The sequence below is a fragment of the Pseudomonas putida genome, from assembly GCF_050990305.1.
Classification (GTDB): domain Bacteria; phylum Pseudomonadota; class Gammaproteobacteria; order Pseudomonadales; family Pseudomonadaceae; genus Aquipseudomonas; species Aquipseudomonas putida_AH.
Genome location: NZ_CP158817.1, coordinates 4,669,299 through 4,692,661, shown reverse-complemented (window position 1 = coordinate 4,692,661; position 23,363 = coordinate 4,669,299). Strand labels below are relative to the sequence as shown.

The 23,363-nt window shown below is 59.1% G+C and carries 26 protein-coding genes; 13 read left to right on the top strand and 13 right to left on the bottom strand.

The window, feature by feature from the left end:
• Positions 1-30 precede the first annotated feature (30 nt).
• Positions 31-1,107: a 3-deoxy-7-phosphoheptulonate synthase gene (locus ABTV22_RS20995; RefSeq protein ID WP_008009435.1), complete on the bottom strand. Its 1,077-nt coding sequence runs from the start codon at positions 1,105-1,107 to the stop codon at positions 31-33.
• A gap of 146 nt (positions 1,108-1,253) precedes the next feature.
• Positions 1,254-1,697, bottom strand: coding sequence for a PilZ domain-containing protein (locus ABTV22_RS20990; protein WP_433736398.1), 444 nt, complete (start codon positions 1,695-1,697; stop codon positions 1,254-1,256).
• Between ABTV22_RS20990 and ABTV22_RS20985 the strand changes: the two genes are divergently transcribed.
• From ABTV22_RS20985 to cysB, 5 genes are all read left to right on the top strand, one after another.
• Positions 1,696-2,082, top strand: a complete 387-nt coding sequence (locus ABTV22_RS20985) for a thioredoxin family protein (RefSeq protein ID WP_433736397.1) — start codon at positions 1,696-1,698, stop codon at positions 2,080-2,082. The genes ABTV22_RS20990 and ABTV22_RS20985 overlap by 2 nt on opposite strands.
• A complete protein-coding gene (locus tag ABTV22_RS20980; RefSeq protein ID WP_433736396.1) occupies positions 2,079-3,035 on the top strand; it encodes a putative 2-dehydropantoate 2-reductase in 957 nt (318 codons plus the stop codon). The genes ABTV22_RS20985 and ABTV22_RS20980 overlap by 4 nt, the downstream gene beginning before the upstream one ends.
• Positions 3,036-3,060: 25 nt before the next feature.
• Complete coding sequence (locus ABTV22_RS20975) at positions 3,061-3,966, top strand: 5'-nucleotidase (protein ID WP_433736395.1); 906 nt, start codon at positions 3,061-3,063, stop codon at positions 3,964-3,966.
• 94 nt (positions 3,967-4,060) lie between these two features.
• Complete coding sequence (locus ABTV22_RS20970) at positions 4,061-4,567, top strand: universal stress protein (RefSeq protein WP_433736394.1); 507 nt, start codon at positions 4,061-4,063, stop codon at positions 4,565-4,567.
• A gap of 113 nt (positions 4,568-4,680) precedes the next feature.
• The gene (gene cysB, locus ABTV22_RS20965) at positions 4,681-5,655 is read left to right on the top strand and encodes an HTH-type transcriptional regulator CysB (RefSeq protein WP_008057010.1); all 975 of its coding nucleotides are present in this window, start codon (positions 4,681-4,683) and stop codon (positions 5,653-5,655) included.
• A gap of 16 nt (positions 5,656-5,671) precedes the next feature.
• On the opposite strand, the gene ABTV22_RS20960 is transcribed toward cysB, so the two are convergent.
• Together ABTV22_RS20960 and ABTV22_RS20955 are read right to left on the bottom strand one after the other, a co-directional pair.
• Positions 5,672-6,154, bottom strand: a complete 483-nt coding sequence (locus ABTV22_RS20960) for a GreA/GreB family elongation factor (protein ID WP_433736393.1) — start codon at positions 6,152-6,154, stop codon at positions 5,672-5,674.
• Positions 6,155-6,156: 2 nt separating this feature from the next.
• Positions 6,157-6,567: a hypothetical protein gene (locus ABTV22_RS20955; RefSeq protein ID WP_433736392.1), complete on the bottom strand. Its 411-nt coding sequence runs from the start codon at positions 6,565-6,567 to the stop codon at positions 6,157-6,159.
• 124 nt (positions 6,568-6,691) lie between these two features.
• On the opposite strand from ABTV22_RS20955, the gene earP reads away from it, so the two are divergent.
• Positions 6,692-7,849: an elongation factor P maturation arginine rhamnosyltransferase EarP gene (gene earP / locus ABTV22_RS20950; protein WP_433736391.1), complete on the top strand. Its 1,158-nt coding sequence runs from the start codon at positions 6,692-6,694 to the stop codon at positions 7,847-7,849.
• 48 nt (positions 7,850-7,897) lie between these two features.
• Complete coding sequence (locus tag ABTV22_RS20945; protein ID WP_137806769.1) at positions 7,898-8,467, top strand: elongation factor P; 570 nt, start codon at positions 7,898-7,900, stop codon at positions 8,465-8,467.
• A gap of 189 nt (positions 8,468-8,656) precedes the next feature.
• On the opposite strand, the gene ABTV22_RS20940 is transcribed toward ABTV22_RS20945, so the two are convergent.
• From ABTV22_RS20940 to ABTV22_RS20925, 4 genes are all read right to left on the bottom strand, one after another.
• Positions 8,657-9,667, bottom strand: a complete 1,011-nt coding sequence (locus ABTV22_RS20940; RefSeq protein WP_433736390.1) for an alpha/beta hydrolase fold domain-containing protein — start codon at positions 9,665-9,667, stop codon at positions 8,657-8,659.
• Between the two features lie 36 nt (positions 9,668-9,703).
• Positions 9,704-10,123: an organic hydroperoxide resistance protein gene (locus ABTV22_RS20935; protein WP_027613448.1), complete on the bottom strand. Its 420-nt coding sequence runs from the start codon at positions 10,121-10,123 to the stop codon at positions 9,704-9,706.
• 296 nt (positions 10,124-10,419) lie between these two features.
• Positions 10,420-10,881, bottom strand: a complete 462-nt coding sequence (locus tag ABTV22_RS20930) for a MarR family winged helix-turn-helix transcriptional regulator (RefSeq protein ID WP_433736389.1) — start codon at positions 10,879-10,881, stop codon at positions 10,420-10,422.
• Positions 10,882-10,950: 69 nt separating this feature from the next.
• Positions 10,951-11,907: a LysR family transcriptional regulator gene (locus ABTV22_RS20925; protein WP_433736388.1), complete on the bottom strand. Its 957-nt coding sequence runs from the start codon at positions 11,905-11,907 to the stop codon at positions 10,951-10,953.
• Between the two features lie 112 nt (positions 11,908-12,019).
• On the opposite strand from ABTV22_RS20925, the gene ABTV22_RS20920 reads away from it, so the two are divergent.
• Positions 12,020-12,769, top strand: coding sequence for a sulfite exporter TauE/SafE family protein (locus ABTV22_RS20920; RefSeq protein WP_433736387.1), 750 nt, complete (start codon positions 12,020-12,022; stop codon positions 12,767-12,769).
• On the opposite strand, the gene ABTV22_RS20915 is transcribed toward ABTV22_RS20920, so the two are convergent.
• On the bottom strand, positions 12,759-13,613 hold the full coding sequence (locus tag ABTV22_RS20915; RefSeq protein ID WP_433736386.1) for a LysR substrate-binding domain-containing protein: 855 nt from the start codon (positions 13,611-13,613) through the stop codon (positions 12,759-12,761). The genes ABTV22_RS20920 and ABTV22_RS20915 overlap by 11 nt on opposite strands.
• 95 nt (positions 13,614-13,708) lie before the next feature.
• On the opposite strand from ABTV22_RS20915, the gene ABTV22_RS20910 reads away from it, so the two are divergent.
• Positions 13,709-13,924, top strand: a complete 216-nt coding sequence (locus tag ABTV22_RS20910; protein ID WP_433736385.1) for a DUF1127 domain-containing protein — start codon at positions 13,709-13,711, stop codon at positions 13,922-13,924.
• A 64-nt stretch (positions 13,925-13,988) separates the two neighbouring features.
• On the top strand, positions 13,989-15,218 hold the full coding sequence (locus ABTV22_RS20905; protein ID WP_433736384.1) for a winged helix-turn-helix domain-containing protein: 1,230 nt from the start codon (positions 13,989-13,991) through the stop codon (positions 15,216-15,218).
• Between the two features lie 94 nt (positions 15,219-15,312).
• Here the strand turns inward: ABTV22_RS20905 and ABTV22_RS20900 are convergent, their stop codons facing one another.
• Positions 15,313-16,659, bottom strand: a complete 1,347-nt coding sequence (locus ABTV22_RS20900) for a class II 3-deoxy-7-phosphoheptulonate synthase (protein WP_433736383.1) — start codon at positions 16,657-16,659, stop codon at positions 15,313-15,315.
• Between the two features lie 149 nt (positions 16,660-16,808).
• Here ABTV22_RS20900 and ABTV22_RS20895 point away from each other — a divergent pair, with 149 nt between their 5' ends.
• On the top strand, positions 16,809-17,564 hold the full coding sequence (locus tag ABTV22_RS20895) for a spermidine synthase (protein ID WP_433736382.1): 756 nt from the start codon (positions 16,809-16,811) through the stop codon (positions 17,562-17,564).
• A gap of 113 nt (positions 17,565-17,677) precedes the next feature.
• Here ABTV22_RS20895 and ABTV22_RS20890 read toward each other — a convergent pair whose 3' ends face one another.
• Complete coding sequence (locus ABTV22_RS20890; RefSeq protein ID WP_433736381.1) at positions 17,678-18,469, bottom strand: crotonase/enoyl-CoA hydratase family protein; 792 nt, start codon at positions 18,467-18,469, stop codon at positions 17,678-17,680.
• Between the two features lie 421 nt (positions 18,470-18,890).
• Between ABTV22_RS20890 and ABTV22_RS20885 the strand changes: the two genes are divergently transcribed.
• A complete protein-coding gene (locus ABTV22_RS20885) occupies positions 18,891-20,564 on the top strand; it encodes a DEAD/DEAH box helicase (RefSeq protein WP_110964179.1) in 1,674 nt (557 codons plus the stop codon).
• Between the two features lie 154 nt (positions 20,565-20,718).
• On the opposite strand, the gene ABTV22_RS20880 is transcribed toward ABTV22_RS20885, so the two are convergent.
• Positions 20,719-21,486: a DODA-type extradiol aromatic ring-opening family dioxygenase gene (locus tag ABTV22_RS20880; RefSeq protein WP_433736380.1), complete on the bottom strand. Its 768-nt coding sequence runs from the start codon at positions 21,484-21,486 to the stop codon at positions 20,719-20,721.
• Positions 21,487-21,589: 103 nt separating this feature from the next.
• Here ABTV22_RS20880 and ABTV22_RS20875 point away from each other — a divergent pair, with 103 nt between their 5' ends.
• Positions 21,590-22,246 carry a thiopurine S-methyltransferase gene (locus ABTV22_RS20875; RefSeq protein WP_433736379.1) on the top strand — a complete coding sequence of 219 codons (657 nt, stop codon included), beginning with the start codon at positions 21,590-21,592 and terminating at the stop codon, positions 22,244-22,246.
• Positions 22,247-22,440: 194 nt separating this feature from the next.
• Here the strand turns inward: ABTV22_RS20875 and htpX are convergent, their stop codons facing one another.
• Positions 22,441-23,331 (bottom strand): protease HtpX, encoded by an 891-nt coding sequence (gene htpX, locus ABTV22_RS20870; protein WP_433736378.1) that lies wholly within the window; start codon positions 23,329-23,331, stop codon positions 22,441-22,443.
• Between the last annotated feature and the right edge of the window lie 32 nt (positions 23,332-23,363).

The window sequence follows — 23,363 nt, the reverse complement described above, 5'->3', positions numbered from 1 at the left end:
CCGGCGTTTTTTTATGCGCTAAAAAAGCGATCAGCTGCGATCACGTTTAGGCAGTACATCCTTGAGCTTGGCATGCATGCTGCGCAAGGTGTTCTCGGTCGCCGTCCAGTCGATGCAGGCATCGGTGATCGATACACCGTATTGCAGGTCGGCGAGGTCCTTTGGAATGGCCTGGCAACCCCAGTTCAGGTGGCTTTCGACCATCAGGCCGATGATCGACTGGTTGCCCTCGAGGATCTGGTTGGCGACGTTCTCCATCACCAGCGGTTGCAGGGCCGGATCCTTGTTGGAGTTGGCGTGGCTGCAGTCGACCATGATGTTCGGCTTGATTTTCGCCTTGTTCAGCGCTTGCTCGCAGAGCGCGACGCTGACCGAGTCGTAGTTCGGCTTGCCGTTGCCACCGCGCAGTACCACGTGGCCGTAGGCATTGCCCTTGGTGGTGACGATCGAGACGCCGCCTTCCTGGTTGATGCCCAGGAAGCGGTGAGGGCTGGAGACCGATTGCAGGGCGTTGATCGCCACGGTCAGGCCGCCGTCGGTACCGTTCTTGAAACCGACTGCCGACGACAGGCCGGAAGCCATTTCACGGTGAGTCTGGGATTCGGTGGTGCGCGCGCCAATAGCCGACCAACTGATCAGGTCCTGCAAATACTGCGGCGAGATCGGGTCAAGCGCTTCAGTGGCGGTTGGCAGGCCCATTTCGGCCAGGTCCAGCAACAGCTGGCGACCGATGTGCAGACCGTCCTGAATCTTGAACGAGTCGTCCAGGTACGGGTCGTTGATCAAGCCTTTCCAGCCGACCGTGGTGCGTGGCTTCTCGAAATACACGCGCATGACCAGATACAGGGTATCGGACACTTCCGCGGCGAGGACCTTCAGGCGCTCGGCGTACTCGTGGGCGGCTTTGATGTCGTGGATCGAGCAAGGCCCGATGACCACGAACAGTCGGTGGTCGGTGCCATCAAGAATATTGCGAATGACTTCGCGGCCCTTGGTGACGGTGCGCAGGGCGGCGTCGCTCAGAGGAATATCACGCTTGAGCTGATCGGGAGTGATCAGCGTCTCGTTGGAGGCGACGTTTAGGTCGTTGATCGGTAAATCAGCCATCGTTTACTCGTCAGGTCACGGGTGCCGTCCGCCAGCGAACCCGCGCGGCGGAGCACAGCAAATTAAGCGCGTCGGGGAGCCGAACCTTAGCGCGTTACACCGTGGCTCGACAATGGGCGCGGCGGGGAAACTCATGCAGAACACCCCTAATCCTGCATTGAATGCGCAAATGCCCTGTGGACCGTGTCGTGGGAGAACTCGTCGGCATGCCGCTGTACCCACTCCAGCGCCAGTGCCTGGATTTCCTGCAGATCATCATGAGCGTCGTGCTGTCGACAGTAGCGTTCTATCTGGCACACCTGCTCGCCCATGCGCGCACTGAATAACGTTTGTTCGTCAACAAAGGCAATGCCAACCAGATAACCGTGCTTTCGGCGCAGACACCAGGCCACATAACCCAGGAAGCGAAGATCGGGATTGAGGGTGGGCATGCGCACTTCCAGTGCCGTGCCGTAGCGCCATGCCCGGTGATAATTGCAAGCCATGCCCCCGAGGCTGATAGTGTGCAGTTGTTGCCGCGAAATACACTCGGGCTTATGTAGCGTTAATTCGACGGGTACATCGTCAGGATGAGGAATGAATCGTCCCATGAACACGGACTCCATGTGTCGGCCATCTGACATTGTTTCCCCCAGTATAGTGGTCGAATTGGAACTGACCGATTTCGACGCCGACCAACGGCTACTGACAATGAACGGCGTATCGCTGGTTATTTTCACCAGCATCGGTTGCTCAAGCTGCCGGTTTGCCCGCGAGCAATTGCCGCTGCTTGACCTGGCTGTCGATCGACTGTGCTGGATCGATGCCGGGAACAATGGCGGGGTGGTCGAGCGATATCAGGTCTTTCATTTGCCGGCGCTGTTTGTGGTGCGCGACGGCGAGTTCTTTGGGACATTGCATTCGCGCCTGACCGGCACCGAACTCAATCGGGCGATACATCAGGCGTTGAGTCGAACAGCAGAGGAGTTGCCATGATGGGGGCAGTTGCCAAGCCGACGATCGGCATTATCGGCACCGGGGCGATCGGTGGGTTCTACGGGTTGATGCTGGCGCGTGCCGGCTTTGATGTGCACTTTCTGTTGCGCAGTGAATTTTGCGCAGTGGCCGAGCGCGGGCTGCAACTTCGCAGTGCGGTACACGGCTCACTGGCGTTGAACCCGGTACAAGCCTATGCGGCGGCCGAAGACATGCCGCCGTGCGACTGGTTGTTGGTGGGGGCGAAAACCACCAGCAATGCAGACTTGGCCCCGGCCATACTTCAGGCCGCAGCGCCGAATGCCAAGGTGTTGCTGTTGCAAAACGGTCTGGACGTTGAAGACAGCCTGCGCGATTTGCTGCCTGATTCGCTGCATGTGCTAGGCGGGCTCTGCTACATCTGTGTTCATCGCGAAGGGCCGGGTGTCGTGACCCATCAGGCGTTGGGGGCGGTGCATGTCGGCTATCACAGCGGTCCCGCCGCCGATGGGGCGGTGCGCGCCGCGATAGTGGAGGAGGGCGTCGGGCTGTTCCGCAGCGCCGGTATCGACTCCCAGGGCATGGCGAATTTGCACCAGGCACGTTGGCAAAAACTGGTCTGGAATATCCCCTACAACGGCCTGTCGGTGTTGCTGGGGGCGAGCACCACGCCCTTGATGGCCGATGCCGACAGCCGTGAGCTGATCAAGGCGCTGATGGCCGAAGTCGTCCAGGGCGCAATCGCCTGCGGCCACGAAGTGCCGGCGGGCTATGCCGAGCATTTGTTCATGGTGACCGAGAAAATGCCTGATTACTGGCCTAGCATGTACCACGATTTCCTGCACAAGCGACCGCTGGAGTTGGACGCGATCTACGCCCGACCTCTGGCAGCGGCAAAGGCTGCCGGCTGCGAATTGCCACGGATCGAAGCCTTGTATCGCAGCCTGGGTTTTATCGATCGGCGCAACCGATAAGGCGATCAACCTGAGGGGGAAGGGCATGGCAAAAACCATCGATGACAAACTGGTGCTGGCGATTTCGTCCCGTGCGCTGTTCGACTTGAGTGAAAGCCATAAGGTCTACCTGTCGCGCGGCGTCGAAGCCTATCGGCAATACCAGATCGAGCATGAGGACGAAATCCTCGAGCCTGGCGATGCCTTCCCTCTGGTGCAAAAACTGCTCAATCTCAATGCTCACCTCGGTCGCGCCCGGGTCGAGGTGATTCTGGTATCGCGCAACAGCGCCGACACGGGCCTGCGGGTGTTCAACTCGATCCATCACTATGGGCTGGCGATTTCCCGCGCGGCGTTTGTCGGCGGGCGCAGCCCTTATCCGTATCTCAAGGCGTTTGGCTGCGACCTGTTTCTGTCGACCCATGCCGAAGACGTCCGCAGTGCGCTGGACGCGGGGTTTGCGGCGGCGACCATCTTGTCGGGAGGCGCGAGCCGCGCCGCCAGCGATGAATTGCGCATCGCTTTCGACGGCGATGCGGTGCTGTTTTCCGACGAATCGGAGCGCATCTATCAGGCCGGTGGTCTGGAAGCGTTTCAGGCGAGCGAGCGCGAATCGGCCCGTGAGCCGTTGCGTGGCGGACCTTTCAAGGGTTTCCTCGCGGCCCTCAATCTGTTGCAGCGCGAATTCCCCGATGATGCCTGCCCGATCCGCACGGCGCTGGTGACAGCCCGCTCCGCGCCGGCCCACGAGCGGGTGATTCGCACCTTGCGCGAATGGGACATCCGGCTGGACGAGTCGCTATTTCTGGGGGGGCTGACCAAGTCTGCATTTCTCGAAGCGTTCGCCGCCGATGTGTTTTTCGACGATCAGGCCGGTCATTGCGAACTGGCTCGGGAAGTCGTCGCCACCGGTCATGTGCCCCATGGCATAAGCAACGAGCAAAAGGTTTAAGCCCGCCGATCAACGTGTTGCACCGAGCGTCGTACTCCTCAAGGCACTGCTAAGCTGAATCAATCCCCGCCATGTTGGCATTCGAGGAGGTCATATGATTCGCTCGATGCTCTATGCCACTGACCTCGGTCTGTACGCACCGTTGGTCATGCAGCACGCCTTGGCATTGGCCCGGACATTCAATGCCGACCTGTACGTGGTGCATGCGGTTGAACCCATGGGGCTATTCGCCGAGTCGGTGCTTCAGAGTTACCTGGACGAGCAGGCGCTGAACGAGTTTCACAGTCAGGGGCTGAACACCGTCATTGCCAGTATCGAGCAGCGCGTGCTCGACAGTTTTCGTGAAGAACTGGAGGGTGGGGAGGGTGAGCGGGATCTGGAGCGGATTCAGGCCGTGCGGGTGTTACAGGGCGATCCGTCTCAGGTGATTCTCGAGCAGGCGCAGAAACTCTCCGTGGATTTGCTGATCGTAGGTAGTCATAGCCATGGTGCTGGTGCGGAAACGCCGTTGGGCCGAACCGCCGCGCGCGTGTTGCAACTGTCTCAGGTGCCGGTATACCTGGTGCCGCTGGTGCAGCGTCGTCGCCAAGGGGATCTCTAGAGCACGAATAGTGGCGTTCTGATAAAAAAGTTCTAGATTTATTCTTCAAGCCATTAATATAGTTATATACCGTCGCTGATGCCCGTGGCGTCTATCTGCTTTGAGGGATTCATATGAAGCTTCAACAATTGCGCTACATCTGGGAAGTGGCGCACCACGACCTCAACGTTTCCGCTACAGCCCAAAGCCTTTACACCTCGCAACCGGGCATCAGCAAACAGATCCGCCTGCTGGAAGACGAACTGGGCGTCGAGGTCTTCGCTCGCAGCGGCAAGCACCTGACGCGTGTCACCCCGGCCGGTGAGCGCATTATCACCACCGCAGGCGAAATCCTGCGCAAGGTTGAAAGCATCAAGCAGATCGCCCAGGAATTCTCCAACGAGAAGAAAGGCACCCTGTCGATCGCCACCACCCACACCCAGGCACGTTATGCATTGCCACCGGTGATCAGCAATTTCATCAAGCAATACCCGGATGTTGCCCTGCACATGCACCAGGGTTCGCCGATGCAGATCGCCGAAATGGCGGCTGACGGCACCGTGGATTTCGCCATCGCCACTGAAGCTCTGGAGCTGTTCGGCGATCTGGTGATGATGCCGTGCTATCGCTGGAACCGCTGCGTGGTCGTGCCGCAGGGGCACCCGTTGACCAAACTGTCGAAACTGACTCTCGAAGCCTTGGCCGAATATCCGATCGTAACTTACGTGTTTGGCTTCACCGGCCGCTCGAAGCTCGACGAAGCCTTCAGCCACCGTGGTCTGACGCCGAAGGTGGTGTTTACCGCCGCCGACGCCGACGTGATCAAAACCTATGTTCGTTTGGGACTGGGCGTAGGTATCGTGGCGAAAATGGCTGTGGACACCAAGCTCGACAATGACTTGGTGGTGCTGGATGCCAGCGAACTGTTCGAATCCAGCGTGACCAAGATCGGTTTCCGTCGCGGCACTTTCCTGCGTGGTTTCATGTGCGACTTCATCGAGAAATTCGCGCCGCACCTGACCCGCGAAGTCATGGCAAAAGCCATTCAGTGCCACAACAAACAGGAACTGGAAGAACTGTTCGACGGCGTCGAACTACCGGTTCATTGATCGATAAACCTGCGGTCTAGAGCACCTCGGTGACAGCGAACTGTTGCCGAGCACCCGCCACCAGAATCTCCACCTCATCACCCTCGAACTTGCCCAGCAGGCCTTTGCCCAGCGGTGAGCGCGGGGTGATGACGGTGATCGGTTGCCCCACCAGATCGACCTTCAGGCCCGCCGCATCCGGCGCCAGGAACAGCCACTGTTCACGACCTTTTTCGTCTTCCAGGCCGAGCAGTGCGCCGACTTCAATACCGCGCCGCTCGTCATAAGGACGCAGCGTCAGGTTTTGGCAAAGCGCAAGTGACTGTCGAATTTCCTCGACGCGCCTGGCCTGTCCGGCTGCCAGATAGGAGGCCTCCAGACCCAGCGTGTCGTACTTGTTTTCGGCGATGTTTTCTTCGTGGGTGGCAGTTTCGTAAGCGGTCAGGGCTGCGCGCTCGGCAATGTCGAGGTCGATGCGCAGCTTGTCGAGAATCAGTTGGTGGACAATCTGTTTGTTCATGATTAATCGCAGAATTGCAGGACGTTGGTGCGGCTTTTTTCGCTCGGTGCTGTCTGGTCCTGTTGCAGCCAGAACTGGCATTTGGGGTTCGACAGATTGCGGTTGCTGCTGCGTGCCTGATCGAGGCGTTGTGCCTGCTCGTTCTTGCGCAGGTTCTCTTCGTATTGTTCGAACAATGGGCTCTGCGGTGGAGTATCCGGCACCGGTTGCGTCACGACTGCAGGCTTGGTCAGTTGCTCCACGGCGGTGGCAACAGGCGCCAATTGTTCGTTGAAGAACAGGCGAGTGACGAGCCAGCAGGTCAGCGCAATGGCGATGAACCCCAGCCACAAACCGAGGGCAATGCTGCCGGTCAGTTGCAAGGCGTTGAGCTGGATGGGCAGCGGGCGGCGCGGATTGGGACGATAGGGCATGGCTGCCTCCTGGCGGTGGGTCGCGGGCGAGTGGCGATTGTCGCATGAAGATTAATCGCCGTCGGCTCTTCTGCACGGGGTAATTTATGCGGACAATCGCTGCCTTTGCCAACGGGAGCCTGGAATGCCTGTACTGCCTCAAATGAAAAAAACCGGGCGCTGGGATATTTTTTGCACCGTGGTCGACAATTTCGGCGACATCGGTGTGACCTGGCGTCTGGCCCGGCAATTGGTCGCCGAGCATGGGCTGGCGGTGCGTTTATGGGTCGATGACCTGCGAGCCTTCGAGCGGATGTGCCCGGAGATCGATATCCACACCCCGCAACAATGGCAGCAGGGCGTCGAGGTGCGTCACTGGGCGGCCGACTGGCAGCCAGTCGAAGCCGCAGACGTAGTGATTGCCGCGTTCGCCTGCCAATTGCCCCATGCCTACATGGAGGCCATGGTCGAGCGGGAAAAAACGCCGCTGTGGATGAACCTGGATTACCTGAGTGCCGAGGATTGGGTGATTGGCTGCCACGGTTTGCCGTCGGTGAAATACAAACACGTGCAGAAGTTCTTCTTCTTTCCGGGATTCCAGAAGGGGACCGGCGGCCTGTTGCGTGAAAGTGGATTGCTGGAGCGCCGTAGGCAGTTTCAGCAAAATCCCGCCGCTCAGCGAGCATTCCTGCAAGCTCTGGGAATCGATCGCGCGCCGGATGCGCAGTTGATTTCACTGTTTGCCTACGAAAATGCGGGGTTGGCCAGCTGGCTGGACGCATTGGCGAGCGATTCGACACCCACGCACCTGCTGGTGCCGGAAGGGCGGATTCTCGGCGACGTCGAGCGTTGGTTCGGGGTCAGTGGGCTGGCCGCCGGTGCGCGGCATGTACGCAACGCCTTGACGATGCAAGTGCTGCCGTTCGCCCGACAGGATCAGTACGACCGGTTGCTGTGGTGCTGCGATTTCAACGCCGTGCGCGGTGAAGACTCTTTTGTCCGCGCCCAGTGGGCGGGCCGACCGTTTCTCTGGCACATTTATCAACAGGAAGAAGACATCCATCTGGACAAACTGGAGGCCTTTCTCGCGCTTTATGTCAACGGCCTGTCAGAGCCTGCGCGCGAGGCGATCAGCGGTCTCTGGCGGGCGTGGAACGCCGGTGAGAGAATGTCCGATTACTGGCAATCGACCCGCAAACATTGGCCAGAACTGCAAAAACACGCCGAGACGTGGTGTCTGGAACAGGGCTCGCAGCCCGATCTTGCCGCAGCGCTGGTACAGTTTTATGTAAATTGGCTATGATACGCGGCCTAGATTTTTGTAAATCCCATCCAAATTCGGATATTCGTAATGAAAACTGGTAAAGAACTCAAACCCGGTACCGTGATCCGTATCGACAACGATCCTTGGCTGGTTCAGAAAGCTGAATTCACCAAGTCCGGTCGTAACAGCGCGATCATGAAGACCAAGCTGAAAAACCTGCTGACCGGCTACAAGACCGAAACCGTATACGGTGCGGACGACAAGCTGGATGACGTGATCCTGGATCGCAAAGAAGCGACCCTGTCCTTCATCAGCGGTGACTCCTACACGTTCATGGACACCACCGACTACACCATGTACGAGCTGAACGCCGAAGACATCGAAAGCGTTCTGCCATTCATCGAAGAAGGCATGACCGACGTTTGCGAAGCCGTGTTCTTCGAAGGCCGTCTGGTTTCCGTAGAGCTGCCGACCACCATCGTGCGTCAGGTTGACTACACCGAAGGTTCCGCCCGTGGCGACACCTCCGGCAAGGTGATGAAGCCTGCCAAACTGAAGAACGGTACCGAGCTGTCGGTTGCTGACTTCATCAATATCGGTGACATGATCGAGATTGATACCCGCGAAGGCGGTTCCTACAAAGGCCGTGCTAAATAAGCACTGCTTGAGGAATGAAAAAGCCCGACCATTGAGTCGGGCTTTTTTGTGCCTGAACGAAACACGCAGATCCCTGTAGGAGCGAGCCTGCTCGCGAAGGACGCCCAGACAACGCGTATATTCAGATAGCCCGCGTTATCGTTAACGACCATCGCGAGCAGGCTCGCTCCTACAACAAGGTAGGTGGTGTTATTTCAGGTGCTCCTTGAGTTCTTGCGAAGCCTGCAGCATCGCCGAACGTACCGCCGGCACCTGGCTCACCACGTTGAGCAAACCGTAGTCGTGGATCATGCCGTTGTAGCGAACCGAGGTTACCGGGACGCCGGCTTCGTCGAGCTTGCGAGCATAGGCTTCACCTTCATCGCGCAATACATCGGCTTCGGCAGTCTGTACCAACGCCGGTGGCAAGCCCTTGAGTTGCGCAGGGGTTGCCCGCAGCGGTGAGGCGTAGATCTCGTTACGCTGCTTGGCGTCGGTGGTGTAGTTGTCCCAGAACCATTTCATCATGTTGCGGGTGAGGAAGTGCCCCTCGGCATATTGGTTGTAGGAACCAGTGTCGAAGTTGGCATCGGTCACCGGCCACAGCAGTACCTGGAACTTGATAGCCGGCGTGCCTTTGTCTTTGGCCATCAGCGCAACCACCGCCGCCATGTTACCGCCGACACTGTTGCCGGCCACGGCCAGGCGCTTGCCATCAACGTTGATCTCTTTACCGTGTTCGGCCACCCATTGGGTCGCGGCGTAAGCCTGGTTGATCGCCACCGGGTAATGCGCTTCCGGCGACGGTGTGTAATTGACGAACACCGCTGCCGCCCCTGAACCGGCTACCAGATCACGAACCAATCGCTCATGGGTCGGGAAATCTCCCAACACCCAGCCACCACCGTGGAAGAACATGAACACTGGCAGCTCGCCCTTGACCCCGGCCGGACGGACGATGGTCAGGCTCAGCGGCTGGCCATCGACCTGGATAGTCTTCTGGCTGACGTCGGCTTTTGGCAGCGTCAACTTCACCCCGGCCTGCGCACCCACCAGTACGGCGCGGGCATCTTTAGGCGTCATCTGTTCCATCGGCTTGCCGGTGCCGGCATTCAACACATCAAGGAAAGCCTGGGTGTTGTGTTCAACGTCACCGGCGAATGCGCTGTGGACGGACAGGGCGAGAAGGGTACCGGTCAAGACTTTGCTGAAAGTGTTCATGTTCATTTCCTGTTCGGGCCTGAGTGGTTGGCAGGGTTAGACGGTCACGTGCAGGCGCACATCGACGTTGCCACGGGTGGCATTGGAGTACGGGCAGACCTGGTGGGCGGCGTCGACCAGGGTTTGGGCATCGGCTTGCTCAAGGCCCGGCAGGCTGATGTGCAGGTCGATGTCCAGACCGAAACCACCAGGAATCTGGCCGATACCGACATGAGCGGTGATCGAGGCGTCGTCCGGGATTTTGCGTTTGGTCTGGCTGGCGACGAACTTCAGGGCGCCGATGAAGCAGGCGGAGTAGCCGGCTGCGAACAGTTGCTCGGGGTTGGTTGCCGCACCGCCAGCACCGCCCAGTTCTTTCGGCGTGGCGAGTTTGACGTCGAGGATGTTGTCGCTGGAAATCGCACGACCGTCACGGCCACCGGTGGAAGTTGCGATTGCGGTGTAGAGCGTTTGCATGGCGAAAGCCTCATTCGGGTTTGATTTGTTTGCGCTAAATGTTTGCGCGCTAAGTAAGTGCGAGATGAATGTACCGCGCAAATATTTTGCGCGCAAGATAAAATTTTGAAAAAGTTCTAGCTCAACGAATGATTGGCATGACTGACTTGGTTGGGGACGCTGAGGTAGAGCCTTTGAGGAGGGATTTTTTCTGCAGAAAATTTTTCAGAAGGGAGGACGATTTTGCCGGAGTGACACTAAGCAAATGTGGGAGCGGGCTTGCTCGCTCCCACAGGGGGATTTGTAGTGGATTGGAGTCAGAGGCTGTCTTGCAGGTGCCGCCGCAGCGCTTGCAGCTCCGCTTGCAGCTTTTGCAGTCGCTCCAGGGTCATGCCGCTGGCGCCAAGAATGCACTGGGGAATGTCTCGCGCCTTGTCGCGCAGGGCGCGGCCTTGCTGGGTGAGTTCGACGATCACCACGCGTTCGTCTTCACGGCTGCGGGTTCGGCTGAGTAAACCTTCGGCTTCCAGGCGCTTGAGCAACGGCGTGAGCGAGCCAGGATCGGTCAACAAACGAGCGCTGATTTCACCAACGGTCAAACCGTCCTGTTCCCACAGCACCATCATCGCCAGGTACTGTGGATAAGTCAGGCCCAACGCCTGTAGCAAGGGCTTGTAGACCTTGGTCATCATCAGCGAAGTGGAGTGAAGGGCGAAGCAAGCCTGGTTGTCCAGCAGCAGGTCGTCGCAGGTGTCCGGGGTGTTGCGCTCGGTGGTCATTTGGAAACCTTGATCAGTGAACATCATGAATCTAGCGGGCAAATCTTTAATGCACCAGGCAATTCTAGACTAGTGGCGAGCCAATTGGGTTTGTAGCACCAGATCCCAGGGAGGGATCGGGCTGAAACGGGTTTTCAGGTACTCGAGTAATAAACGGCTGCGAGAATTGGGTTGCTGTTCCAGGCGCAAGGCATAGATCCCGGCGCTTTCCGGTTTGGGCAGCCCGTTTTCGCAGAACAGCGGCAGCAATTCGCCGCGCAACAGGTATTCGCTGGCCAGCCAGGTCGGCAAGTGCGCGACGCCTAAGCCAGCCAGCGCGCCGCAGACCAGCGCTTCGGCATTGTTAGCGCTCATTCGCATGCGCGAGGGGCGATGCAGTTGCAGTTGACCTTCACGTTCGAATCGCCAGGCGAACGGTGGCGCCAGGCCATCCCAGTCCAGACCGTCATGCTCGACCAGTTGTGTCGGATCATTCGGCACGCCTCGCCGCTGCAAATAATCGGGACTGGCGCAGGCGATGCGCACCATGCTTGCCAGCGGTGTGGCCACCAGGCGGGTGTCGGCCAATTGCCCGGCGCGCAGCACCAGGTCGACCTTGCCCAAGTTCAGGCCTTGCATGTCGACAAAACTGTCGATCAAGTGCAGCTGCACATCGAGGCCGGGGTAGAGCATCAGAAAGTCGGCAATTACCGGCGCCAGGTGCCGTCGACCGAACGCCGCCGGCGCATCAATCCGTATCAGGCCTTCCGGTGCGCTGCTCAGGGAAACGGCCTCGGCCCTGGCCAGACGCAGTTCGGCGACGATCCGCCGCGCCCGCTCGGCGAACGCCAGACCTGCCGGAGTCGCGCGAACCGCATGGGTGCTGCGAATGAACAACTGGCTGCCGACTGCGTTTTCCAGGCTATCGATCCGTCGTGCCACTGCCGAAGGTGTCAGCGGATGGCGACGCGAGGCGGCGGAAAAACTGCCGGTTTCCAGCACGTCCAGAAACAGGCCCAGTTGATCGGTCAGTTGATTGGGGTTCATGGTCTGCTCACTGTCTGTGCGAGTTTGGCATAGCCATTGTGCGTTGCTGTGCGTTTCCGTGCCAGAACCAACTGCGTAGGATGAAAGGCCTGACGTAGTGGGGAAAATCGCTGTGATTGAGTTTTTGATGTACCTGGTCTTCGGCGCTGCCTTGGGCACCCTAGGCGGCATCTTCGGCATCGGTGGCGGGTTGATCGCCATTCCGTTGCTGGGCGTGCTCTGTGGCTTGGATCAACAAATCGCCCAGGGCACCGCGCTGGTGATGGTGGTCCCGAACGTAATGTTGGCGCTGTGGCGTTATCACCAGCGCAACCGCATTGAGTTGCGCCATGCATTGCCGCTGGCGTCGATGGGGTTCTGCTTTGCCTGGATCGGCTCGATCTGGGCGGTAGGCATTGACGCGCAAACCATGCGCCTGGGGTTCGTGGCGTTCCTGGTCGCGCTGTCGGCTTACAACCTGGTGCGCATGTTCTACGCCAGTGCTCCGGCTTCGGCGCAGATGAACTATTCATGGCCATGGCTCGGGGTGCTTGGCGCTGCATCCGGCACCATGGGCGGTCTGTTTGGCGTGGGCGGAGCGGTGGTCGCGACGCCGGTGTTGACCAGTCTGTTCGGCACCACCCAGGTGGTTGCCCAAGGCTTGTCGCTGGCGCTGGCCCTGCCGAGCACCGGCGTCACCTTGGTCACTTATGCCGTGCATCATCAGGTGGACTGGATGATCGGCGTGCCATTGGCAGTCGGTGGCCTGATGAGCATCAGTTGGGGGGTGAAGATCGCCCACGCCATGCCCGAACGCATGCTTCGTGCGCTGTTTTGCGGCTTTCTGGTGTTCTGCGCGGTGATGCTCGCCTTTAAAGTTTGAAGCCCTCGATGATGTGTTCGGCCAGGCATTCGGTGATCGGTGACGGGTTGTGCAGGTTGCGCAGCAGCATGATGCTCGCCTCGGGCAACACCGGCAGGTCTTCTGCTTCACCGAGGATGCGCATGTCGGCTGTGACCAGGCTTTCCAGCTGTGCCGTCACCGCCAGGCCGGCACTGACCACCGCCATGATGGCCGATAGACTGTCGCTGTTGTAGGCCACGCGATAATCACGGCCTATGGCGTCCAGGGCATTGCAGGCCCACAAGCGGCAGAAGCAATCGCTGTTGAACATCGCCAATGGCAGGGGTGTCTGCTCGTGAGCGCTATAGCATTGTGCCTCGGCCCAGACAAAACGCTCCTTGCGCAGCAACTGACCGATTTCATTGCCTGGCTCGCGGGTGACAATGGTCAGGTCCAGATCCTGGCGCAGCAGCAACTGTTTTGATGATTCGCAGTGCACCTCGATCTGGATCAGCGGGTAGGACTGGGCAAAACGCCGCAGAATCCCCGGCAAAAAACGCATCACGTAATCGTCCGGTGTACCGATGCGCACCATGCCGACCATGTGTGGCTCGCGCAGGGTGTTGAACACCTCACTGTGCAGCTTGAGGATGCGCCGGGCGTACCCCAGTAAGACCTGGCCTTCTGCCGTCAGCCGCACCTGCCGGCCGTCGCGCTGGAACAATTGCCGCTGCAACACATCTTCCTCCAGCCGCTTCATCTGCATGCTTACGGCCGACTGAGTTCGGTTGACCTGTTCCCCGGCCCGGGTAAATCCACCCTGGTCGGCGATGGCGACGAAGGTACGCAACACTTCGGTATCGATACTCGGGTAGGCAGACATTCATCAATCTCCGAGATATGTGACATCAGAAACATTCGTTGGATTGATCTTAGGCCTGGGCAGAGACTGAAGCCATCCAAACGGAGGGCAACAAGATGAAAGGTCAACATGAACATCCAGCAGTAGAAGCACACTCTCATCATCTGGTATCGGACCTGTTGCACAAGTTCAGCCGCTGGTACGAACTGCACCGGGAACGCGAGTTGTTGGCGAGCCTGAGTGATGAAGCGTTGAAGGACATCGGCATGAGCCGTGCAGACGTGGAGCATGAATCGGTCAAACCCTTCTGGAATGACCCGATGCACAAATGAGCAACACACAACTACACAAACCAACTTTCGGTGAGGTAGGTTGCGAGCAGACAAGGAGATGCCCATGCCCGCAACACAGTCCTTTTCCCTCAAACAGGCTCGGCGTCTGGCGCTGGCTGCCCAAGGATTCAACGGGCGCCAGCCGCCGGCGCAGGTCAAAGCGGTTCAGCTCAACCGTCTGATCGAACGGCTGGGTATTCTGCAGATCGACTCTGTCAACGCCGTGGTGCGTTCGCATTACCTCCCGCTGTTTTCCCGCCTCGGCAACTATTCATCCGACTTGCTCGACCAGGCAGCCTGGAGTCAGGGCCGGCGTCGCACGTTGTTCGAATATTGGGGGCATGAGGCTTCGCTGTTGCCCTTGTCGATGTACCCGCTGATGCGCTGGCGCATGCAACGGGCGAGGCAGGGTGAAGATATTTATCAACAACTGGCGCGCTTCGGTCGTGAGCAACAGGACACCATTCGCCGAGTGCTGGCCTGTGTCGAGGAGCAGGGCGCACTCGGCGCGGGTAGTCTGTCGACTCGCCAGGAGCGGGCTGGGCCTTGGTGGGACTGGAGCGCGGAAAAGCATGCGTTGGAATGGCTGTTTGCCGCCGGTGAAGTGACGGTTGCCGGACGACGCGGGTTCGAACGGCTCTATGACTTGCCGGAACGGGTGATCCCCTCGGCGATCCTGGCGCAATCGATGCTTCCCGAGGCTGAGGCCCAGCGTGGTTTGTTACTGCATGCCGCTACGGCCTTGGGCGTTGGCACCGAGAAAGACTTGCGCGACTACTTCCGCTTGAACCCCGCCGACAGTCGGCCGCGTCTGGAGGAACTGGTCGAGGCGGGCGAGTTGCTCACCTGTGAGGTTCAGGGTTGGCGCCAGCCGGCGTACTGCCTGCCCGAGGTGAAAGTGCCGCGCAAGGTCGAGGCCAGTGCACTGCTTTCTCCTTTCGATTCGCTGATTTGGGAGCGCAGCCGAACCGAGCGCTTGTTCGATTTTCGCTACCGGCTGGAAATTTATACGCCACAGCACAAGCGGGTCTTTGGCTATTACGTCCTGCCGTTTTTGCACAACGAACGGATTGCCGCGCGGGTTGATCTGCGTGCGGAGCGGGCAGCAGGGCAGTTGGCAGTGCATGCGGTGCATGAGGAGGAGCAGGGGCTGGATGAAGAGGGGATGCTGGCGCTGGCGGTGAGTTTACGGCGGATGGCCAATTGGCTGGGGTTGGAACGGGTGCAGTTGAATTGTGCGCGGGCGAGTGCGGTGAAGTTGAGGGTGGCATTGGCCGAAACTGATGGCGACTGAACTGGCGCCTTGTAGGAGCTGCCGAAGGCTGCGATCTTTTGATCTTAAAAAATCAAAATCAAAAGATCGCAGCCTTCGGCAGCTCCTACATCGCTTATCGCCGGACTTGTTTCAGGGTTTCGGCAATCAAAAACGCCAGTTCCAGCGACTGATCGGCATTCATCCGCGGGTCGCAATGGGTGTGATAGCGATCCGACAAGCCGTCTTCGGTGATCGGTCGTGCACCGCCGATGCACTCGGTGACGTTCTGCCCGGTCATTTCGATATGGATACCGCCGGCATAACTGCCCTCGGCTTCGTGCACCTGGAAGAACTGCTTCACTTCCCCGAGGATTTGCGCGAAATCCCGGGTCTTGTAGCCGCTGCTGGCCTTGATGGTGTTGCCGTGCATCGGGTCCGAACTCCACAACACCTGCTTGCCTTCCCGTTGCACGGCGCGGATCAGTTGCGGCAGGTGATCGCCGACCTTGTTCGCGCCCATGCGTGCAATCAGGTTCAGGCGACCCGGATCGTTGTCCGGGTTGAGAATGTCAATCAAGCGGATCAGGTCGTCGGTATTCATGCTTGGGCCGACCTTGACCCCGATCGGGTTGTTCACCCCGCGCAGGAATTCGACGTGGGCACCGTCGAGCTGACGGGTGCGGTCGCCGATCCACAGCATGTGCGCCGAGCAATCGTAGTAATCGTTGGTCAGGCTGTCACGACGCACGAAGGCTTCTTCATAGTTCAACAGCAGCGCTTCGTGAGCGGTGAAGAAGCTGGTTTCGCGCAGTTGTGGCGAGCTGTCCATGCCGCAGGCACGCATGAAGGCCAGGGTTTCATCAATGCGGTCGGCCAGGTGGCTGTACTTTTCCGCCAGGGCCGAGTTGGCGATGAAATCCAGGTTCCATTTGTGCACTTGGTGCAGGTCGGCAAACCCGCCTTGGGCGAAGGCGCGCAACAGGTTCAGGGTGGCGGTGGACTGGTGATAGGACTGCAGCAAGCGTTCCGGGTCAGGTACGCGGCTTTTTTCGTCGAAACCGATGCCATTGACGATGTCACCCCGGTAGGCCGGCAGGGTCACGCCATCGATGGTTTCGTCGTTGGCCGAGCGGGGCTTGGCGAACTGCCCGGCCATGCGCCCGACCTTGACCACCGGGCAGGCGGCCGCAAAGGTCATGACGATCGCCATTTGCAGCAGTACTTTGAAGGTGTCGCGTATTTTCGCGGCAGAGAACTCTGCGAAGCTTTCAGCGCAATCGCCGCCCTGCAACAGAAACGCGCGACCCTGGGTTACTTCGGCAAACTGACGGCGCAATTCCCGGGCCTCACCGGCAAACACCAGCGGCGGATAGCTGGCCAGTGTTTGCTCGACGTGCTGCAAATGCGCCATGTCGGGGTATTGGGGTTGTTGCTGGATCGGCAAGGCGCGCCAGCTGTCGGGACTCCAGGGTTGGCTCATCACGGTCTCTAATGTTTTACGCTCGGACAACCATGTTATCAGCAATTAGTGCGTGACCTGTTCCCGACGCTTGGCGGACAATCGCGCCTTTGCCGCCGCTTGTTTGCGGTGTTATTGATTGCCGCGCGTGGTAACGATCGGGAGATGAAATGACTGAGGAGCGCGTCGAGCATTTGCTCGCCGAGGTGCAGGACGAGTTCGGTGTGATTCGCGTGCTGGAAGTGGCCGATTACCGGTTTCTCGAATTCGGTGATGCCATCGAGCAAAGTTGTGTTTTCACGGCAGATCCGAGTTGGCTCGAATACGATTACACCCGGGCGATGCTGATCGGTGCGCTGTGCCATGAGCAACCGGAAAGCGCGCTGTTTCTCGGTCTCGGTGCCGGTACGCTGACCCAGGCTTGCCTCAAATTCCTGCCACTGGAAGACGTCGAAGCCATCGAGTTGCGCCCCGATGTACCGCGTCTGGCCATTGAGTACCTGGGGCTGGATGACGATCCGCGTCTGTATATTCGTGTGGGGGACGCGCTGGAACTGCTCGACACCGCAGAGTCTGCCGACCTGATATTTGTCGACCTTTATACCGACGTCGGTCCGGGTGTCGGGCATCTGGCCTGGACCTTCCTGGAAAACTGCCAGAAACGCTTGAATCCGGGGGGGTGGCTGGTCATCAACCAATGGGCCACCGACGACGGCAAGCCGCTGGGCGCCGCATTGCTGCGCGGCCTCTATCACCGGCATTACTGGGAGTTGCCGGTGAAGGAGGGCAACGTGATTCTGATCGTGCCTTCTGATTTGGACCAGGCGCTGGACATGGACGGGCTGATTGCCCGGGCCGAAGCCTTGGCGCCACGGTTGGGGTATTCATTGGAGTCGTTGATCAAAGTGATTCGCCCGGCGACATAAGTCTGTGCCTGTCATGGCCACTTCGCGGGCAAGCCTCGCTCCTACAGGTGATTACGTCTGATCCGTAGGAGCGAGGCTTGCCCGCGAAGGCAATCTGCACATCGACACAAACCTCAAACCCCTTTGAAAACCCCGGGCCGCCGCTCCAACAGTGACCGCACACCCTCCTGGGCATCCTCACTGCTCAGCAGCTTCTTCGCCAGCGCCGGCAATCCTTGGGCCGCGGCGGTTTCCCCTTCGTAGCGCGCTTGCCGGGCGGACATCAACGTCGCCTGGACCCCCAGCGGTGCCTGCCGTGCGATGCGCTCGGCCAACTCGATCGCCCGTGGCAGCAAGTCTTCGCTGGCCATGACTTCCTGCACCAGACCCAGGTGCAAGGCGTCATGGGCATCGAATTCATCACCTGTCAGCATCCAGCGCATGGCATTGCCCCAACCGGCCACTTGATGCAGGCGCAACGTGGCGCCGCCGAAGGGAAAAATGCCACGCTGCACTTCCAATTGCGCGAAGCGGGTGTTGCTGGCGCACAGGTTGATGTCGGCGGCGAGCATCAATTCGATGCCGATGGTCAGGCAGTAGCCCTGCACAGCGACGATCACGGGCTTGGTGACGCGTGGACCGGCGAACACTGCCCAAGGGTCGCAGCCACCGGCTGGTGCCTGCCAGCCTTCGGCCAGCGCCGCGCTGGCGTTCACCAGGTCCAGTCCGGCGGTGAAGTGGTCACCATGGCCAAACACCACTGCCACCCGCGCATCGCTGTCGGCTTCGAACTCACCGTACGCCAGGCTCAATTGATTGAGCAGTTCGAGGTCGAAGGCGTTGCGTTTGGCGACCCGGTCCAGTCCGATCAACAGAACATGACCACGTTTTTCACGGCTCACACGGCTGTTGTCGAGCGCTTTCATGGGGCATTTCCTCGGACGGGAAAGGGAGTCGGACCGACGGTCCGTGTGTTTCAGGTGAAGCGTTTTAGCACCATAGCCCGCAGGGCTGGGCCTTTGAAAAATAGACGCTCGTACGATTATCCGCAAAGCCTGTGACAGAACGCCGTGTGCGGGCGTTTTACGTTAAAAAAAGGCTCCCTTTTTTGGCAAATTCCGGTATAGTGCGCGCCGGCCTTTAGCCGGGCCGCGTTTAGGTAGCGCAATTCCCCGAAGTCAACTTCGGTTGCACGTTCGCTCTGCGAACTCTTCCTTGACGATTCTTTTCATTCATTCGTTTTCGCAAATCCCCGCCGACAAAGCTGCCAGGGCGACTCTTGAGTCTCAACACGGCATGCGCAGCTTTGGAGCATGGGTCTTTGCGGATGCACTTAGAGGCAGACCCATGACCCAGGAAATCGGCGGCTTCGCCGCTCTTGAACTTCATCCCAATATTGTCGCTGCAGTAGTCGCTACCGGCTATGAAGAGCCTTCGGCCATTCAGCAGCAGTCGATCCCGATCATTCTCGCCGGTCACGATATGATTGGTCAGGCGCAAACCGGTACCGGTAAAACCGCTGCCTTTGCCCTGCCTATTCTGCACCGCATTGATCCGTCCAAGCGCGAGCCGCAAGCTCTGATCCTGGCCCCAACTCGTGAGTTGGCGCTGCAAGTTGCAACCGCTTTCGAAACCTACGCCAAGCAAATGCCGGGCGTGACTGTTGTGGCTGTCTACGGCGGCGCGCCGATGGGCCCACAATTGAAAGCAATCCGTAATGGCGCACAGATCGTTGTCGCCACTCCGGGCCGTCTGTGCGACCACCTGCGTCGCGACGAAAAAGTGCTGCAGACAGTGAACCACCTGGTTCTCGACGAAGCAGACGAAATGCTCAAACTGGGCTTCATGGACGACCTGGAAGTCATCTTCAAGGCCATGCCGGAAACCCGTCAGACCGTATTGTTCTCGGCCACCTTGCCGCAATCGATCCGTGCCATCGCCGAGCGTCATCTGCGCGATCCGAAGCACGTGAAGATCCAGAGCAAAACCCAGACCGTTACCGCGATCGAACAGGCTCACCTGTTGGTTCACGCTGACCAGAAGACTTCTGCCGTTCTCAGCTTGCTGGAAGTGGAAGACTTCGATGCGCTGATCATGTTCGTGCGTACCAAGCAAGCGACCCTGGATCTGGCCAGCGCCCTGGAAGCCAAAGGCTACAAAGCCGCTGCGCTGAACGGTGACATTGCCCAGAACCAGCGTGAGCGGGTGATCGACTCCCTCAAAGATGGCCGTCTGGACATCGTTGTGGCGACCGACGTTGCTGCCCGTGGCTTGGACGTTCCTCGCATCACTCACGTGTTCAACGTTGACATGCCGTACGATCCGGAGTCCTACGTTCACCGTATCGGCCGTACCGGCCGTGCCGGTCGCGAAGGTCGTGCATTGCTGCTGGTGACGCCACGTGAGCGCCGCATGCTGCAAGTGATCGAGCGTGTAACCGGTCAGAAGGTTGCTGAAGTTCGTCTGCCAGACGCTCAAGCCGTCCTGGATGCACGCATCAAGAAGCTGACCAACAGCCTGTCGCCGCTGGTAGCTGACGCCGAATCGACCCACGGTGATCTGCTCGATCGCCTGACCGCCGATATCGGTTGCAGCCCGCGTGCCCTGGCCGCAGCCCTGCTGCGCAAGGCAACCAACGGTCAAGCGCTGAACCTGGCCGCTATCGAGAAAGAGCGTCCACTGGTGCCGAACAGCGCGCCACGTGGCGATCGTCCAGAGCGTTCCGGTGATCGTCCTGAGCGTGGTGATCGCGAGCGTCGCGCTCCGATGCCGCTGGCTGAAGGCCGTGCTCGTTGCCGTACCGCGCTGGGTGCGCGTGATGGTATCGCTGCCAAGAACCTGCTGGGCGCCATCCTCAATGAAGGTGGCCTGGCCCGTGAAGCCATCGGTCGCATCCAGGTGCGTGACAGCTTCAGCCTCGTCGAGCTGCCGGAAGATGGTCTGGAGAAGCTGCTGACCAAGCTGAAGGACACTCGCGTTGCTGGTAAGCAGCTGAAGCTGCGTCGCTACCGCGAAGATTGATCCGCTTTCGGGCTGATTGATCGAACATAAAAAATCCCCGACTGGTTCGGGGATTTTTTTGGCCTGCAAAAAAAGATCGCAGCCTGCGGCAGCTCCTACATGGGAACGCATTTCTCCGTAGGAGCTGCCGCAGGCTGTGATCTTTTGCTTTAAATCAGCCGAAGCGATAGATATCCATGCCCAATGCACCCAGGGTGAACCCCTGGTGCGCAACGCTGAACGCGCCACCGGCGGCGCGGGCAAAGTACAGCGGCAGCAGATGTTCATCGCTGGGGTGATTGCGTACAGCGTTTGGTGCTTGTTGACGATAATCGTGCAAAGCCGCTTCGTCATTGGCTGCCAGTCTCTCAATCATCCAGTCGCGGAACACCCGCGCCCAGGGTTCGACGCTCTCGGGGCCGGCATGCCAGTCCAGTTCCCGAAGGTTGTGGGTAATGCTGCCAGAGCCAATCAACAGCACGCCTTGTTTGCGCAGGCCGGCCAAGGCATGACCGACGCGGGTTTGCAGGGCGGGGCCGCCGCGGGTGGGCAAGGACACCTGAACAATCGGAATATCAGCCTGCGGATACATCAATGACAAGGGCACCCAGACACCATGGTCGAGCGGCCGCTGGGTGTCGAGGCGTGCAGGTAGATCCGCGGCGTTCAACAGCTCGGCAACCTCTGTCGCCAGTCGTGGCTCGCCAGGCGCCGGGTATTGCACTTCAAAAAGGGCCCTTGGAAAGCCACCGAAGTCGTGCCAGGTTTCGGGGTGGGGATTGGCGCTTACCAAGAGTTCATGGCTTTCCCAGTGTGCGGAAACAATCACGATGGCTTTGGGTTTCGGTATTTCTGCTGCCAGGCGAGCAAGGGCTGGCCCGCTGGCGCCGGGTTCCAGGGCGAGCATGGGGGAGCCATGGGATATGTACAGGCTGGGGAACATGAATGAGCTCCTGAGAGTTAAGATGACACCATCTTCAGTCAGATCATTGATCTAAATCTAATATAAGTTTTAGGGTGTTTTGATCGAATTTTCGGGGTTATTTATGCAACCGGAGTTTTGGCACAAGAAGTGGGCGTCGAATCAGATCGGCTTTCATCTGCCGCAGGTGAACCCTTATCTTCGACGGTTTTGGCCACAGTTGGGCCTTGAGGAGAGCACGCGGGTGCTGGTGCCGTTGTGCGGCAAGAGCCTGGATTTGTTGTGGCTGGCGCACCAGGGGCATGAAGTCCTGGGGGTCGAGCTGTCGGAAAAAGCCGTGGAGGACTTTTTCGGTGAGCATGGTTTTGATCCTGCCATCAGCGAACAGGGGCCGTTCAAGGTCTATCGGGCGGGTTCGATTGAGCTGTGGTGCGGGGACTTTTTCTCGCTGAGTGCCGGCGATGTGGCTGATTGTTCCGCGCTTTATGATCGTGCGGCGCTGATTGCATTGCCGCCGGCGATGCGTGAGCGCTATGCGGACCACTTGAAGCGGATACTGCCCAGGGACTCCCTCGGTCTCTTGATCACCCTGGATTACGATCAGGCACAAATGCCCGGACCGCCATTTGCTGTGCTCGACGATGAAGTACGACGGTTGTTCTCGGCTTCGTGGGTATTGAAGATTCTGGAGGATCAGGATGTCCTGAGCGAGAGCGGGAAGTTTCTGGAGGCCGGTGTAACGCGGCTTGAGGAGCGGGTGTATCGGGTGTCCAGTCGGTAGATTGCTCTGGCCTCTTCGCAGGCAAGCCCGCTCTCACACGGTTTGAGGTGAACTCAACGTGTAGGAGCTGCCGAAGGCTGCGATCTTTTGATCTTGATCTTAAAATCGAAAGATCGCAGCCTTCGGCAGCTCCTACAAAAGCCAATAAAAAAGGCCCGCATCGCTGCGGGCCTTCTTGTTTGCTTCCGAGCTACTCAACCCCGGCGGCGAGCCAGCGCGTCGATACGCTCTTCCAGCGGTGGGTGGCTCATGAACATGCGAGCAAATCCTTGCTTGATGCCGCCGTTGATGCCAAAGGCATTCAGGGTGTCGGGCATGTGCACCGGCAGGCCCTGTTCGGCGCGAAGGCGCTGCAAGGCGCTAATCATCGCGGCTGTACCGGCCAGGTTCGCCCCAGCTTCGTCGGCACGGAACTCCCGTTTGCGCGAGAACCACATGACGATGGCGCTGGCCAGGATGCCCAGGACCAGTTCGGCAAAGATGGTTGCCACGTAGTAGGCCATGCCCTGGCCTTCTTCGTTCTTGAAAATCACTTTGTCGACAAAGTTGCCGATGATCCGTGCAAAGAACATCACGAAGGTGTTCACCACGCCCTGGATCAGCGCCAGGGTCACCATGTCGCCATTGGCCACATGGCCGATTTCGTGGGCCAGAACGGCTTTCACTTCATCCGGCGAAAAGCGTTCGAGCAAGCCTTGGCTGACCGCGACCAGCGCGTCGTTCTTGTTCCAGCCGGTGGCGAAGGCGTTTGCTTCGTAGGCCGGGAAAATCCCGACTTCGGGCATCTTGATCCCGGCTTCACGGGACAGTTGCTCGACGGTTTGCAGCAGCCATTGCTCGTGGCGAGTCCGTGGCTGGGTGATGATCTGGGTGCTGGTACTCATTTTCGCCATCCACTTGGAGATGAACAGCGAGAACAGGGAACCGGCAAAACCAAAGACCGCACAGAAAATCAGCAGCTGATTGAGGTTGAGATCAACCCCGTTGGCCGCCATGAACCCGTTGAAGCCGAAAAGGCTCAGGGTGATGCTGGCAATCAGCACGACCGCCAGGTTAGTGGCCAAGAACAGCAGGATGCGCATCATGGTTGTAGAAATCTCCTTATGCTAAAGATGTA